The following is a 14,046-nucleotide window of genomic DNA, read 5'->3' on the forward strand; positions in this document are numbered from 1 at the left end:
TTTTCATTCAAACGCCCCACCCCGCTTTGCTTTCAAACGGCAAAAAAATATCATCAATGGTCAGTATGGTTACTAACTGAATCCTTCTGTGGCGAGTGCCCGTCGCGCTGAGCCAGCGCTGATTCCATTCGGTCAAGCTGCGCGCGTAAATCCCGCACATCGCTACGCAGCCCCTTCATTTGGGCAGCATCACCGTCATCATTCTCTAAATCGAGTAGCGCACTCTCCTTCTGCATCACGTCCAACACGATGCCAATCATCATGTTGAGGAAAATAAAGGCATTCAGAAAGATAAACGTTAAAAAGAAGATCCAGGCATAGGGATAAACTTCCATGGTGGGATAAAGCACGGCCGTCGCCCAGCTTTCAAAGGTCGCCACCTGGAACAGCGTTAGCATCGCCAGCGAAATATTGCCCCACAGCCCCTCATCAACGGTATGAAATAGAAAGCTGCCAATGGCGGCATAAATATAGAAAATGATAAACATCAGCAGAACGACATAGCCCATCCGCGGCACCGACTTCACCAGGGCATTGAGCAGCATCTGCAGTTCAGGAATCATCGACACCAATCGCAGCACTCTGAAAATACGCAGCAGCCGCGCCAACAGGACCATTTCAGAGTCATCCATAGGGATTAAACTGGCGGTCACAATCAGAAAATCAAAAACGTTCCAGCCCTTTTTGAAGAAGCTCAGAAGAGTGCGCTCAGCGGCCATCCTGATTAAAATTTCTATCAAAAAGAAGATAGTGACGGCGACATCTAAATACAGCAGCCACTGCTCAATCCGAGAGGTTTCTTCATAGGTTTTGGCCCCTATCACTAAGGCCGAAATAACGATAATGGCAATCACTACGGCTTCGAAAAGCTTGTTTGATCGCAGCTTTTCAAAACGGGCTTGCCAGGTATTAAAGGGTTCACTCATGGAACAAAAAATCTCTCATCGGTTGACCGGCACACTTTATACTAAAATTACACAGCTACTGCACAAGTGATATCCTCTTGTTCCACTTGATGTATCCTGCACCACCAGAACCCTCTCCAGGCGCTCAGGAGGTGTTCTTTTGACTTTTTTAACTTAGCCGCTGGATGACACCCATGACATTGCTTTGGATAGCCTTGTTGCCTTTGCTAGGCGTACTGGTGCCGCTACTCACCGCACGATTTGGTCGCAGTGTCTGTTCACTGACAACCGCCGTGCTACCAGCGACCGCGCTAGCAATGACGCTACTCAACGTGCCGGCGCTACAAGATGGCGAGCAGCTGCGTTTTTCAGCCACCTGGATGCCGGAACTAGCGCTAAACTTAGCGTTTCGGCTGGACGGGTTATCGCTGCTGTTTAACCTGCTGATACTGGGCATTGGGCTACTGATTATACTTTATGCCCATTACTATCTCGCAAAAGATGAGCCGTTTGGCCGATTTTACGCCTTCTTGATGCTATTTATGGCATCAATGGTGGGCATTTCAATGTCGGACAATTTGATTCTGCTCTGGTTTTTCTGGGAGTTAACCAGCCTCTCGTCATTCTTACTTATTGGTTATTGGTCACATCAATCAGATGCTCGTAAGGGCGCCCGAATGGCGCTAACGATCACTGGTGCCGGTGGGCTTGCCCTGTTGGCGGGCTTGCTACTGCTTGGCAACATGGCGGGCAGTTTCAGCATGGGCGACGTATTAGCAAGCGGCGACGCAATTCTTGCCGACCCGCGCTACCCACTGATGCTGTGCTTAGTATTACTCGGCGCGTTTACCAAATCAGCGCAGTTTCCTTTTCATTTTTGGCTGCCCCACGCAATGGCCGCTCCCACGCCGGTGTCGGCCTACCTACACTCTGCCACCATGGTTAAAGCGGGCATTTTCCTGATGGCGCGACTGCATCCTGCGATTGCCGGCAGCGAGCTATGGAGCGTGGTTGTCTCGCTGGTCGGCATTATAACGATGCTGTATGGCGCGTGGTTTGCACTGATCAAGAGCGACCTGAAAGGCATATTAGCGTTTTCCACGGTTAGCCATCTCGGCTTGATTACCGTGCTACTGGGCATTGGCAGCCCAATGGCAATTTTGGCGGCCCTTTTTCATATTCTCAATCACGCCACTTTCAAAGCCGCACTGTTTATGAGTGCGGGCATCATCGATCACGAAGCCGGCACCCGCGAACTTAAGCAGTTGGGCGGGCTGAGAAAAGCCATGCCGGTCACGGCGCTATTAACCACTCTAGCGGCAGCGTCCATGGCGGGCGTCCCTCTTTTCAACGGTTTCTTATCCAAAGAAATGTTCTTTACCGAGACGTTGGCGACCCCCGTGTTCGGCGGAATAAGCTGGCTATTACCCGCGCTAGCAACAATCGGCGGCATTCTATCGGTCGCCTACTCGCTGCGCTTGGTTCACGCGGTCTTCTTCAAGCCCGCTCGCGAAGCACCGCCTAAATCACCTCATGAGCCGCCTCATTTGATGCGCCTGCCGATGGAAATACTGGTTGCCTTGTGCGTAGTGGTGGGATTATTTCCCGCAGTGATGGCCACCAACATCTTAGAACTTGCCAGTATGGCCGTGATTGGCAGCCCTCTGGATATCCACCTGGCGATCTGGCATGGCGTCAACCTGCCGCTGATGATGAGTGTGCTCGCTTTTGTAGCCGGCATTGCGCTTTATTGGCGCTACGGCAACGTTCAACGTTTTACCCAGCAGTTTGTGGGCGTGGATGCTCGCCGCATATTTGAACGTATTCTTATTGCCATTAGCTTCCGCGCCGAACAGCTTATTACTACGCTCGACAGCAACTCCTTACAGCGCTATGTAGGCTGGCTATGGTTAGCGGCGCTATTAATGGGCGGCATAGGCCTCGTTCAAATACCCGATTTAACTGGCGCGGCGGGCAATCAACCCTTAGACGGCGTGCTGATTTTAGGTGCGGGAATGCTGATGTTCGGTGGCATAGCGACCGCTGCCACTCACCGCTATCGGCTTATTTCGCTGCTAATGCTATCGGTGGTGGGCCTGTTTGTTGCTCTCACCTTTGCCCGTTTCTCAGCGCCCGACCTTGCCCTGACACAGCTTTCGGTCGAAGTTGTGACCATGATTCTGCTGATGCTGGCGCTATTTTTCTTACCGCAGAAAACCCCCAGAGAATCCAGCCCGCTGCGTAATATTCGCGATATGCTGCTGGCGGGGTCGCTAGGGTTAGTCGTTGCTAGCCTTAACTATGCGGTCATGACCCATGATACCCAGTCAATTTCTAGCTTCTTTTTAGAAAACAGTAAGCCTGGCGGCGGTGGCTATAACGTAGTCAACGTTATATTGGTCGACTTCCGTGGCTTCGATACCCTGGGTGAAATTACCGTGCTGGCCATCGCGGGCTTAGCGATATTTAAGCTATTGAATCGCCTGCGTCTGTTTATGCCGCACAGCGACGGCGAAGGCCGTGTATGGTCCCCTGACCGTTACCCTGCGGTGCTTACCTCCATTTCAATGACGCTGCTTCCGTTGGCGCTGCTGGTCTCTGCGTTTATTTTCTTGCGCGGCCACAACCAGCCAGGCGGCGGGTTTATTGCCGGCTTAATTACCGCCGTGGCGCTTATTCTGCTGTATATGGCGCGTGGCGTGGCGTGGGCACAGGAACGTTTGGATTTCCCATTCCAACCAGTGGCGGTTATCGGGGTGGCCGTGGCCACGCTCACCGGACTAGGCAGCTGGCTGTTTGGGCATCCGTTCTTAACCTCCGCTTTCGGCTATTTTAGTCTTCCACTGATCGGCACGTTTGAGCTGGCCACCGCACTGCTGTTTGATCTGGGCGTGTACTTGGCCGTCGTCGGGGCCACGCTGATGATTCTTGCCAACCTTGGTAAAGTCACCACCGCGCATCGCCCGGTGACCGAAGCGACGGAAAAAGATATCGACGCCCCCCCAGCCTCTTCAGCTACTCAGGAGCCCCGTTAATGGAATTGCTTTACGCGATGACCACCGGTGTATTGACCGCTTCTGGTCTCTATCTCACGTTAAGAGGCCGTACCTTTCCCGTCGTGGTGGGCCTTACGCTGCTCTCTTACGCGGTAAACCTGTTTCTGTTTTCGATGGGCGGACTGACTACTGACGGCGCTGCGATTGTGTCCGAGGGCGGAAACGTTGCCGACCCTCTTCCTCAAGCGCTGGTGCTTACCGCCATCGTTATCGGCTTTGCAATGACGGCTTTTGTGGTGATCCTGGCAATGCGGGCACGCAGCGAAGTGGGCAACGACCACGTCGACGGCAATAAGGAAGACCGAGAATGATGCAGCACCTGATTGTTTTTCCTGTTGTCCTGCCACTGATTGCGGGCATCTTAATGCTCTATCAGCGCCAAGGATTAGTGCGCTATAAGCGCACGGTTAGCGTGGCGGCTACGCTGCTGTTACTACTGGTGGCAATAGGCTTAGTACGCCAAGCCGCCAGCGGCGACGTGACTTACTACGCGCTGGGCGATTGGCAGGCACCCTTTGGTATCGTGCTGGTGCTGGATCGCCTCTCTGCGTTAATGGTGCTGTTAACCGCCACCCTAGCAGTGGGTGCCGTGGTGTTTGCCTGCGCGGGTGACGACGAAAAAGGCAGCAATTTCCATGGTCTTTTTCAATGGCAACTGCTGGGGATAAACGGCGCCTTTTTAACCGGCGACCTATTCAATCTTTTCGTCTTTTTCGAAGTACTGCTGCTGGCGTCTTACGCGCTGCTGCTGCACGGCGGTGGCAAAGCGCGCATTCAAGCCAGCGTGCACTATGTGGTGCTCAACCTAGCGGGTTCTTCGCTGTTTTTAATCGCAGTGGGCATACTCTATGGCGCAACGGGCACCCTCAATATGGCCGATATGGCGATTCGGGTGGCTGACCTGCCGGTTGAGCGCGAAGGCTTAGTCACCGCTGGCGCACTAATGCTGCTGGTCGTTTTTGCTTTAAAATCCGCTATGCTGCCGCTGTATTTTTGGCTGCCCAAAGCCTATGCGTCAGCGCCGGCACCGGTCGCCGCCCTTTTCGCCATTATGACGAAGGTGGGTGTTTACGCCATCCTACGTGTCTATTCGTTAATTTTTGGTGATAGTGCGGGCGATTTGGAAGCACTGGAGCAGCCCTGGGTTTGGTGGCTGTCGCTGGCCACTATTGCAGCCGCAGGCGCTGGCGTAATGGCCGCACGCGACTTACGCCTATTGGTTGCGTATTTAGTGCTGGTATCAGTGGGTACGCTGCTGGCCGGCATCGGCATAGGCACGCCTCAAGCGATCTCGGCACTCTTGTACTACTTGATACATACGACGCTGATTACCGGCGGACTGTTTCTGTTAGCAGAAATGATCGGCCTGCAGCGTGGCAAAGCCGGTACCCGACTAGTTAAGGGCCGCCCCATGGTGCAAGGTACCGCGCTAGGGATTCTTTTTTTTGCAGGCGCGATCGCCGTAGCGGGCATGCCGCCACTGTCAGGCGCCATTGGCAAAGCTCTGATGCTCAATTCAGCAGAAGGCACTCAGCGGCTATGGCTATGGCCGCTGTTACTGGTCGCGGGGCTGTGTTCCATGGTCGCCCTGGCGCGCGCTGGGTCTACGTTGTTTTGGCGCAGCTACCGCGGCAACATTAGCGGCAGTCCGCTACCGTATCGCCAGTGGTTTGGCGTTATCTGGCTACTTAGCGCGGCTCCCCTGTTAGTGGCATTGGCTGGGCCAGTGAGTAGCTATACACAGGCCACGGCTGAGCAACTCGCTAATCCGCAGGTGCTTATCCGCACGCTACTGCCTGATCAAGCTACTGATGCAGGAGAAGCACAATGATTGCTCCACGCGCCTGGCTGCCCACGCCTGTTTTATCCCTATTACTGCTGGTAGTTTGGTTGCTGTTAGTGCGCAGCTACGCCATTGGTCAGTTTGTGTTAGGTGGCTCCTTAGCCATTTTGATTCCCCTGCTGACCCACCGCTTTTGGGATGCACGCCCAAGGATCGCCAAGCCTTTCGCTCTACTGCGCTTTTTCTTTCGAGTGCTCGGCGATATCGTCATCGCCAACTTTGAAGTGGCTTACTTAATTACCAACCCTTGGCGCAAGCTTCGCCCCCATTTTATTGAATACCCGCTGATACTTGAAGAACGATTCACCATCACCCTACTGGCCAGCACTATTAGCCTGACGCCGGGCACCGTCTCGGCTAACTTACGCCTGGACGGTAAATCACTGCTGATTCACGCCTTAGACGTGGATGATGAAGAGGTGCTGATCGAGCAAATACGCGAGCGCTATGAACGCCCCCTTAAGGAGATTTACGAATGTTAAGTATTGCACTCTACATCACCTTAACCCTGGTCGTGATGGCACTACTGCTGAACCTTTATCGGCTCACCATCGGTCCTAGCCTGCCTGATCGGGTATTAGCGCTGGATACCATGTACGTAAACTCAATTGCGCTCATTGTGCTCTTGGGGCTATGGCTTAACAGCAAAACGTATTTCGAGTCAGCGCTATTGATCGCCATGCTAGGGTTCATCAGTACTGTGGCAGTGTGTAAATATATTTTGCGCGGAGATATTATCGAATGACGCACATAATGGACGCCGACAACAGGGAGCAGTGGCTATGTCGATAATAGTGGAAGGGATTATTTCACTGCTGTTGATCGCGGGCGGTGTGTTCGTTTTTATCGGTTCGCTGGGCATGGCTCACCTACACGATTTTTATATGCGCCTGCACGGCCCTACCAAAGCCACCACGCTAGGTATCGGCTGCATGCTGATTGCTTCGATGCTGTATTTCTGGAGCGTGGACGGTAAGCCGGATATTCAAGAGATGCTCATTACGCTATTTTTGTTTATCACTGCCCCCGTGAGCGCCCACCTGCTGGCTAAATCCGGCCTGCACATGCGCTTAAAACATACCGATAAAACCCAGGGCAAACCGTTGGAACTGAAGACCGAAGAAGTCGGCGAAAAACCGGTGCCACATCCCGACAAGGGCCATGGTTAAAAGCAATCCCATAGCGTCTCGCACCAACGACATAAGGCGGTGCTGAAAAGCACCGTCTTATATGCATTTTAAGGCGTTAAATCCTGCTGACGATAGCCCATCACGTACAGCAACGCATCAATGCCTAGCGTTGAGATTGCCTGACGTGCCTGGGCACGCACCACGGGTTTGGCATGAAACGCGACGCCCAAGCCAGCACTAGCGAGCATTTTTAGATCGTTCGCACCATCGCCCACCGCAATGGTTTGATTCAAGGTAAAGCCTTCACGCTCCGCAATGGCGGCTAATAGCTCCGCTTTGCGCTCGGCATCGACAATAGGCTCGCGAACGTCGCCGGTCACCTTGCCTTTCTCAATCACCAGTTCGTTAGCATGGATTTCGTCGAAGCCTAACGTCTCCTGCAAGTAGCGAGCAAAGTAGGTAAAGCCGCCGGAGAGAATCGCCGTGCGGTAACCCAAGCGCTTTAGGTTGGCCATCAAACGTACAACGCCATCCATCAGCGGCAGTTCTTTAGCGATATCCGCCAGCACCGACTCATCCAAACCGGCTAGCTTACTCATGCGCTCGCGAAAGCTCTGCTGAAAATCTAGCTCACCACGCATGGCGCGCTCGGTAATCGCAGCGACTTCGTCTCCTACCCCGTGACGACGCGCAAGCTCGTCAATCACTTCGGCTTTGATAAGCGTGGAGTCCATGTCAAAGCAGATCAAGCGTGGTTGAACCTGGCCACGCAGATCATCCTGGATAACGACATCCACGCCTAGAGTCTCACCCAGTGCTAATGCTGCTTTACGTACCGCCTCAATATCAACGCTGTCACCGACCAAACGGTACTCGATGCAATCAATTATGTCGCTCTGTAGCAGTGAGGCATCGGCAAGCCGCTGGGTACTTTTCTGCTCAAGGCCAAATTGTGCCACTAAAGCGTCTACTTGCGTTTGAATATCCACAGTCAAACGCGACCCTAAGGCGGTTAGAATAAAATTACCGCGTGCCATTACTTATTCCCCTGCCTCTAAACGATCTACTTTTTGGAAACCCCGCGGTAGTTTACTGCCACGCCGTCCGCGCTCACCGCGGTAATAGGCCAAGTCATCGGCTTTAAGCGTCAGTTTGCGCTTACCGGCATGCAGCATCAGTGCATCGCTGGCAGCTAATACCACAATCCCACATACAAACTCTTCCCGGCGTGCCGCTCTAGGGCCAGGTATATCCAGCATTTTATTGCCTTTGCCTTTGGACATCTCGGGCAATTGAGCCAAGGGGAAGAGCAGTAAACGTCCTTCATTTGATACCGAAGCAACCCACAGCTCCTCACCTTCCGGCACTTCAATCGGCGCCATCACGTTACAGCCCTTGGGCAGGCTCAGTACCGCTTTACCGGCTTTGTTTTTACCGGTGAGCGTATCGAGCCTAGCGACAAAACCATAGCCGCCGTCAGTGGCCAGCACGAAACGCCGCTCGGGCGGTGCAAACATCAACCCCGCCATTTTCGCCCCAGCCGCCACATTGGCGCGCCCAGTCACCGGCTCACCCTGGCCCCGAGCACTGGGAAGATTATGCGCTGACAGCGTATAGGCACGGCCGGTATCATCCAGCAAGACCAGCGGCTGATTGGTTTTGCCCCGCGCCGCAAGCTGGAAACTATCACCCGCTTTATAGGAAAGCCCCTCGGGATCGATATCATGCCCTTTGGCTGCTCGAATCCAGCCTTTGTCTGATAACACCACGGTAATGGGGTCAGCGCCCAGCAGCTCTACTTCCGAAAGCGCTCTGGATTCTTCACGCTCAACGAGCGGTGAGCGGCGCGCATCGCCGTGCTCTTTACCGGCGGCGCGAATTTCTTTTTCAATTAGCGTGGTGAGCTTAGCTTCGCTGCCCAGCAAGCCCTGCAAGTACTTACGCTCTTTTTCCAGCTCATCCTGCTCGCCACGAATTTTCATCTCTTCGAGCTTGGCCAGATGACGCAGGCGCAGCTCTAAAATGGCTTCTGCTTGTCGATCAGAAAGACTAAACGTGGAAATTAGCGAAGCCTTGGGATCATCCTCCTCACGAATGATGCGGATTACTTCATCGAGATCCAGATAGGCAGTCAGCAGGCCTTCCAAGATGTGCAGGCGGTCTTCGACTTTACCTAATCGATGCTCTAAACGCCGACGTACGGTGCTGCGACGAAACTGCAGCCATTCGCCGAGCATTTCAGGCAGCGGCATCACCCGTGGCCGACCATCCAGGCCGATCACGTTCATATTCACGCGTACATTCTTTTCTAAATCGGTCGTGGCGAACAGGTGCGCCATCAGCGACTCAACGTCAATGCGGCTGGAGCGCGGTTCAATCACCAGGCGCGTTGGCTCTTCATGGGTCGATTCATCGCGCAGGTCGGCCACCATGGGCAGCTTTTTAGCCTGCATTTGAGCGGCAATCTGCTCAAGCACCTTGGCGCCACTAACCTGATAAGGCACCGAGGTAATAACGATATTGGCTTCTTCACGAATATAGCGCGCGCGCAGTTTCACCGAGCCACGGCCTGATTCATAGAGCTTACGCAGGTCCGCAGGCGGGGTGATAATTTCCGCGTCAGTAGGAAAGTCAGGCGCGGGCACGAATGCCATTAAATCAGCGGTGGTCGCCTTTGGATTACGCAGCAGATGACAGGTCGCCTCGACAATTTCAGCTACGTTATGCGGCGGAATATCGGTGGCCATACCCACCGCAATGCCCGTACCGCCGTTTAGCAATACGTGCGGCAATTTGGCGGGCAGCACCAGCGGCTCCTGCATGGTGCCATCAAAGTTGGGCGCCCAATCAACGGTGCCTTGGCCTAGCTCGCCTAACAGCACTTCGGCAAACTTGGAAAGCTTCGCTTCGGTGTAACGCATGGCGGCAAACGACTTAGGGTCATCGGGGCTGCCCCAGTTGCCCTGACCATCTACCAGCGGATAGCGATAGCTAAACGACTGTGCCATGAGCACCATGGCTTCATAGCAAGCGCTGTCGCCATGAGGGTGAAACTTACCCAGCACGTCGCCGACGGTACGCGCCGACTTTTTATACTTAGCACTAGCGTGCAGCGCCAGCTCGCGCATGGCGTAAATAATTCGCCGCTGCACGGGTTTCATGCCGTCGCCGACATTGGGCAACGCACGGTCGAGAATCACGTACATCGAATAATCGAGGTAGGCTTTTTCGGTATAGTCGCGCAGGGACAAACGTTCGACGTCGCCCTCTGCTACTTGAATATCCATGGTCATCGGGGGTTATACCTCAATGTCTGCGAGGTTGCCGTAATCTTCCAGCCACTTTTTGCGGTCACCGGCACGCTTTTTGGCCAGCAGCATATCCATAATTTCCATGGTGCCGTCACCTTCGGTCAACGTGAGCTGAACCAGTCGACGGGTTTCCACCGCCATCGTCGTTTCACGTAGCTGTAACGGGTTCATTTCACCCAGGCCTTTAAAACGCTGCACGTTAGGCGTACCGCGCTTACTGGCCAGCTGTTTAAGAATCGCGGCTTTTTCGCTTTCATCTAGCGCGTAATGCACTTCTTTACCTAGATCGATGCGGTAAAGCGGCGGCATCGCGACATAAACGTGCCCGGCGTCTACCAGGCTTGGGAAATGACGAACAAAAAGCGCACACAGCAGCGTGGCAATGTGCAGGCCGTCGGAGTCGGCATCGGCGAGAATACAAATTTTGTGGTAGCGAAGTTTATCCAGGCCGTCGCTGCCGGGGTCAGCACCAATGGCGACCGCAATATCGTGGACTTCCTGAGAGCTGTAGATGTCATGAGTCTCGACTTCCCAGGTATTCAGAATTTTACCGCGCAGCGGCAGGATTGCCTGAGTTTCACGGTTGCGCGCCTGTTTGGCACTACCGCCGGCAGAGTCGCCTTCCACTAAAAACAGCTCGCTTTGCGCGGGGTCTTGCCCGGAACAGTCGGCCAGCTTACCAGGCAGTGCGGGGCCGGACGTGACCTTTTTACGCAGCACTTTTTTGGCTTTTTTCTGGCGATTTTGCGCTGCGCTAATCACCATTTCGGCAATCGCTTCGGCTTGATCGACGTGGTGGTTTAGCCACAGTGAGAAAGCGTCTTTGACAACGCCCGACACAAAGCCTGCAATGGTTCGCGAAGACAGCCGCTCTTTGGTTTGTCCGGCAAACTGCGGGTCGAGCATTTTCACCGAGAGCACAAACGAGGTGCGTTCCCACAAATCATCAGCGGTAAGTTTGATGCCACGAGGCAGCAGGCTGCGGTATTCGCAAAACTCGCGCAGCGCGTCCAGCAGGCCGGAACGAAACCCGTTTACGTGGGTGCCGCCTTGGGGCGTGGGTATCAAGTTCACGTAGCTTTCCAACAGCGCCTCCCCGCCTTCGGGTAGCCACTGAATTGCCCAGTCAACGCCGTGCTCATCATCATTGAAGTGGCCAACAAAAGGCTCGCGGGGCAGCACTTCATAACCGTCCGTTGCTTCTACCAAATAATCACGCAGGCCGTCAGCAAACTCCCACTCGGAGGACGTGCCATCCGGCTCTACTAGCGTAACTTTTAGCCCTGGGCAAAGCACCGCTTTGGCACGCAGCAAATGTTTCAGCCGCGTTAGGGCTAATTTGGGGCTATCGAAATAGCTTTCATCTGGCCAGAAACGCACCAAAGTGCCGCTCGCCCTCTTTGGCGCTTTGCCAATTTCATGCAGCTCTTCGACCTTCTCACCAAACTCAAAGGCCATGGCGTGGCGCGCGCCATTACGGGTCACTTCTACGTCTAATCGACGAGAGAGCGCGTTAACCACCGACACCCCAACGCCGTGCAGGCCACCCGAGAAGCGATAGCTTGTGGAGGAAAACTTACCCCCTGAGTGAAGCTTGGTAAATATCAGTTCAACGCCCGATACGCCGTGTTCTGGATGCAGGTCGATAGGCATACCTCGGCCGTTATCCTGCACTTCAATCCCGCCATCGCTTTGCAGCACAACGTTGATGATTGAGGCGTGACCTGCCAGCGCTTCGTCGACGCTATTATCAATGACTTCCTGAACAAGATGGTTGGGGCGTGAGGTGTCGGTATACATACCGGGACGCTTACGTACCGGTTCGAGCCCGGACAGGACTTCGATGGAACTCGCACCGTACTGAGAGGCATCAAACTGGGTCATGTAACGTCGATTCCTGAAAAAAGTGCTGGCAGCTGGCAAAGAAACACAGGATAGCTGAAAAGCAAAAAGCTGTATATCTAGCCATGCTTATTGGCAAAGCGTCAGAGTAGCCCTGCCGCACGGTGGCAGGGCCATTACTTATTCTTGCTCAGCGGCCCAAAACGCCTCAATCAGGCCGCGGCTAGAAGCATCCATGAGCGAAATATCACCTTGATGATCAATAATTTTTTGCGTATCCGTGGCAATTTTCTTACCTAATTCTACGCCCCACTGGTCAAAGGGATTGATATCCCAAATCACCGCTTGAACAAATACTTTGTGCTCGTAGAGCGCGATGAGCGCCCCCAGCGTGAACGGTGTTAGCTGGTCAAGCAGCACCGTAGTCGAAGGCTGGTTGCCACGATAGCGTTTGTGCTCCGGACGCGGCCCATCGTCTTCTAAAGCGTCGTCACCCAGCATCAGCACACGCGACTGAGCAAAGCAGTTAGCCAGCGATAAACGGTGCTGGGTTTTAAGGTCACGACGGGTATCCGGGTCTTCTACTTCATCATAGCGCTTAAGCGGCGCAATGAAGTCGCATACCACAGGCTGAGTGCCCTGATGTAGCAATTGATAAAACGCATGCTGAGCATTAGGACCTAGCTGACCCCAGAGCACTGGGCAGGTGGAGTAGTTAACTGGCTGGCCTTGGCGGGTCACCGACTTACCGTTGGATTCCATTTCTAACTGTTCGAGATAGGCCGCGAAATATTCCAGCCGCCCGTCGTAGGGCAAAATAGAGTGCGCGCGAATGTCCAGAAAATTGACATTCCAGATGCCGGCCAGCCCAAGCAGTATGGGCAAGTTATCTTCCATAGGCGCTTCGGCAAAATGCCGATCCATGGCATGGGCACCGGCTAGGAGTTCGCGAAAATTATCCATCCCCACTACGAGTGCAATCGGCAGTCCAATGGTGCCCCACAGCGAATAGCGGCCGCCGACCCACTCCCAGAAGGTTAGCTGATGGTCTGGCGTAATGCCCCATTCGGTCATTTTATCCGGGCTCGCCGAAACGCCAATAAAGTGTTGGCGCACAACCATCTCAGCACTAATAGGCGTCGAACCATGCTGCGTTAACCGACCCAAGAGCCACTCACGGGCAGTATTGGCGTTAGACAGTGTGTCGATCGTCGTAAACGACTTAGAGGACAAAACAAAAATGGTCGTTTCAGGATTTAAGCGGCTTAAGCAGTCGGCAAGCTGCGAGCCATCCATCGTGGAAGCAAAGTGCACTTCTACGGGATGAATACCTTTGGGGCGAAAGTCAGCCAGAGCGTGGGTTACCATCAATGGGCCTAAGTCAGAGCCGCCCACACCTAGATTGACGACATCGCGAATCGGCTTGCCGGTCGCGCCACGCCACTGCCCGGCGTGCAAACGGCTGACTAGGCTTTCCATTTGGGCAAGGCTTTCCTGCACCGCGGCAACGATATCATCCCCTTCTACGTCCAGCGTTGCATCGGCGGGCAAGCGCAACGCCGTATGCAAAGCGGGCCGATTTTCACTGACGTTCACACGCTTGCCGCTAAGCAATGCCTCTATCGCCGAAGGCACGCCCGCTTCAGTGGCCAGCGTAAAGAGATGCTCTAGGGTATCGTCATCCCAACGCTGCTTGGAAAGATCCAGCGTTAAGCCCGCCACTTGGCGAGTGAAGCTTTCCCACCGCGAAGGCTCGGTGCCAAACAGCGTTTTCAAGTGAACGTTCTGCAGCGCTTGCGCATGATGCTTCAACGTCTGCCAAGCGGGTAACGTATCGGGAGTAGCGCTTGATGCTGAGGCCATGTGATATCTCCAGTGGCGTCGATCCATGCAGCAGGGTCTGTTATAGACATATCAGGGCGGGTAAACTATGACGCCCCATCCATGATCCCGGCTTGC

General features: G+C 54.1%; 11 protein-coding genes. 6 read left to right on the top strand and 5 right to left on the bottom strand.

Annotated elements, in window-relative coordinates; translation table 11 throughout:
• Positions 1–53 precede the first annotated feature (53 nt).
• Entirely contained in the window at positions 54–926 is an 873-nt protein-coding gene (locus ACT3RP_RS00005; protein ID WP_441685974.1) for an ion transporter, read from the bottom strand.
• Between the two features lie 173 nt (positions 927–1,099).
• On the opposite strand from ACT3RP_RS00005, the gene ACT3RP_RS00010 reads away from it, so the two are divergent.
• The 6 genes from ACT3RP_RS00010 to ACT3RP_RS00035 are packed head-to-tail and all read left to right on the top strand — an operon-like array spanning position 1,100 to position 6,973.
• Positions 1,100–3,940, top strand: a complete 2,841-nt coding sequence (locus ACT3RP_RS00010; RefSeq protein ID WP_483392998.1) for a monovalent cation/H+ antiporter subunit A — start codon at positions 1,100–1,102, stop codon at positions 3,938–3,940.
• A complete protein-coding gene (locus tag ACT3RP_RS00015) occupies positions 3,940–4,272 on the top strand; it encodes a Na+/H+ antiporter subunit C (RefSeq protein ID WP_096280926.1) in 333 nt (110 codons plus the stop codon). The genes ACT3RP_RS00010 and ACT3RP_RS00015 overlap by 1 nt, the downstream gene beginning before the upstream one ends.
• The gene (locus tag ACT3RP_RS00020) at positions 4,269–5,792 is read left to right on the top strand and encodes a monovalent cation/H+ antiporter subunit D (protein ID WP_096280928.1); all 1,524 of its coding nucleotides are present in this window, start codon (positions 4,269–4,271) and stop codon (positions 5,790–5,792) included. Before ACT3RP_RS00015 ends, ACT3RP_RS00020 begins: the two co-directional genes overlap by 4 nt.
• Positions 5,789–6,286 carry a Na+/H+ antiporter subunit E gene (locus ACT3RP_RS00025; RefSeq protein WP_096280930.1) on the top strand — a complete coding sequence of 166 codons (498 nt, stop codon included), beginning with the start codon at positions 5,789–5,791 and terminating at the stop codon, positions 6,284–6,286. The genes ACT3RP_RS00020 and ACT3RP_RS00025 overlap by 4 nt, the downstream gene beginning before the upstream one ends.
• Entirely contained in the window at positions 6,280–6,549 is a 270-nt protein-coding gene (locus ACT3RP_RS00030) for a K+/H+ antiporter subunit F (protein ID WP_096280932.1), read from the top strand. Before ACT3RP_RS00025 ends, ACT3RP_RS00030 begins: the two co-directional genes overlap by 7 nt.
• A 37-nt stretch (positions 6,550–6,586) precedes the next feature.
• Entirely contained in the window at positions 6,587–6,973 is a 387-nt protein-coding gene (locus ACT3RP_RS00035) for a Na+/H+ antiporter subunit G (RefSeq protein ID WP_441685969.1), read from the top strand.
• A 68-nt stretch (positions 6,974–7,041) separates the two neighbouring features.
• Here the strand turns inward: ACT3RP_RS00035 and serB are convergent, their stop codons facing one another.
• The 4 genes from serB to pgi form a co-directional block, all read right to left on the bottom strand.
• The gene (gene serB / locus ACT3RP_RS00040; RefSeq protein ID WP_483392999.1) at positions 7,042–7,971 is read right to left on the bottom strand and encodes a phosphoserine phosphatase SerB; all 930 of its coding nucleotides are present in this window, start codon (positions 7,969–7,971) and stop codon (positions 7,042–7,044) included.
• A gap of 3 nt (positions 7,972–7,974) precedes the next feature.
• Positions 7,975–10,227, bottom strand: coding sequence for a DNA topoisomerase IV subunit A (parC, locus tag ACT3RP_RS00045; RefSeq protein WP_193062458.1), 2,253 nt, complete (start codon positions 10,225–10,227; stop codon positions 7,975–7,977).
• 6 nt (positions 10,228–10,233) lie between these two features.
• Positions 10,234–12,129 carry a DNA topoisomerase IV subunit B gene (gene parE / locus ACT3RP_RS00050; RefSeq protein ID WP_441685963.1) on the bottom strand — a complete coding sequence of 632 codons (1,896 nt, stop codon included), beginning with the start codon at positions 12,127–12,129 and terminating at the stop codon, positions 10,234–10,236.
• 138 nt (positions 12,130–12,267) lie between these two features.
• Positions 12,268–13,950 (bottom strand): glucose-6-phosphate isomerase, encoded by a 1,683-nt coding sequence (pgi, locus tag ACT3RP_RS00055; RefSeq protein ID WP_444624765.1) that lies wholly within the window; start codon positions 13,948–13,950, stop codon positions 12,268–12,270.
• Between the last annotated feature and the right edge of the window lie 96 nt (positions 13,951–14,046).

The sequence above is a fragment of the Halomonas sp. AOP5-B2-8 genome (assembly GCF_052376475.1).
Classification (GTDB): Bacteria; Pseudomonadota; Gammaproteobacteria; order Pseudomonadales; family Halomonadaceae; genus Vreelandella; species Vreelandella casei.

Excerpts from the sequence above, each read along its gene's own strand:
- ACT3RP_RS00005 (WP_441685974.1), bottom strand. The coding sequence starts at position 926 with ATGAGTGAACCCTTTAATACCTGGCAAGCCCGTTTTGAAAAGCTGCGA.
- ACT3RP_RS00010 (WP_483392998.1), top strand. The coding sequence starts at position 1,100 with ATGACATTGCTTTGGATAGCCTTGTTGCCTTTGCTAGGCGTACTGGTG.
- ACT3RP_RS00015 (WP_096280926.1), top strand. The coding sequence starts at position 3,940 with ATGGAATTGCTTTACGCGATGACCACCGGTGTATTGACCGCTTCTGGT.
- ACT3RP_RS00020 (WP_096280928.1), top strand. The coding sequence starts at position 4,269 with ATGATGCAGCACCTGATTGTTTTTCCTGTTGTCCTGCCACTGATTGCG.
- ACT3RP_RS00025 (WP_096280930.1), top strand. The coding sequence starts at position 5,789 with ATGATTGCTCCACGCGCCTGGCTGCCCACGCCTGTTTTATCCCTATTA.
- ACT3RP_RS00030 (WP_096280932.1), top strand. The coding sequence starts at position 6,280 with ATGTTAAGTATTGCACTCTACATCACCTTAACCCTGGTCGTGATGGCA.
- ACT3RP_RS00035 (WP_441685969.1), top strand. The coding sequence starts at position 6,587 with ATGTCGATAATAGTGGAAGGGATTATTTCACTGCTGTTGATCGCGGGC.
- serB (WP_483392999.1), bottom strand. The coding sequence starts at position 7,971 with ATGGCACGCGGTAATTTTATTCTAACCGCCTTAGGGTCGCGTTTGACT.
- parC (WP_193062458.1), bottom strand. The coding sequence starts at position 10,227 with ATGACCATGGATATTCAAGTAGCAGAGGGCGACGTCGAACGTTTGTCC.
- parE (WP_441685963.1), bottom strand. The coding sequence starts at position 12,129 with ATGACCCAGTTTGATGCCTCTCAGTACGGTGCGAGTTCCATCGAAGTC.
- pgi (WP_444624765.1), bottom strand. The coding sequence starts at position 13,950 with ATGGCCTCAGCATCAAGCGCTACTCCCGATACGTTACCCGCTTGGCAG.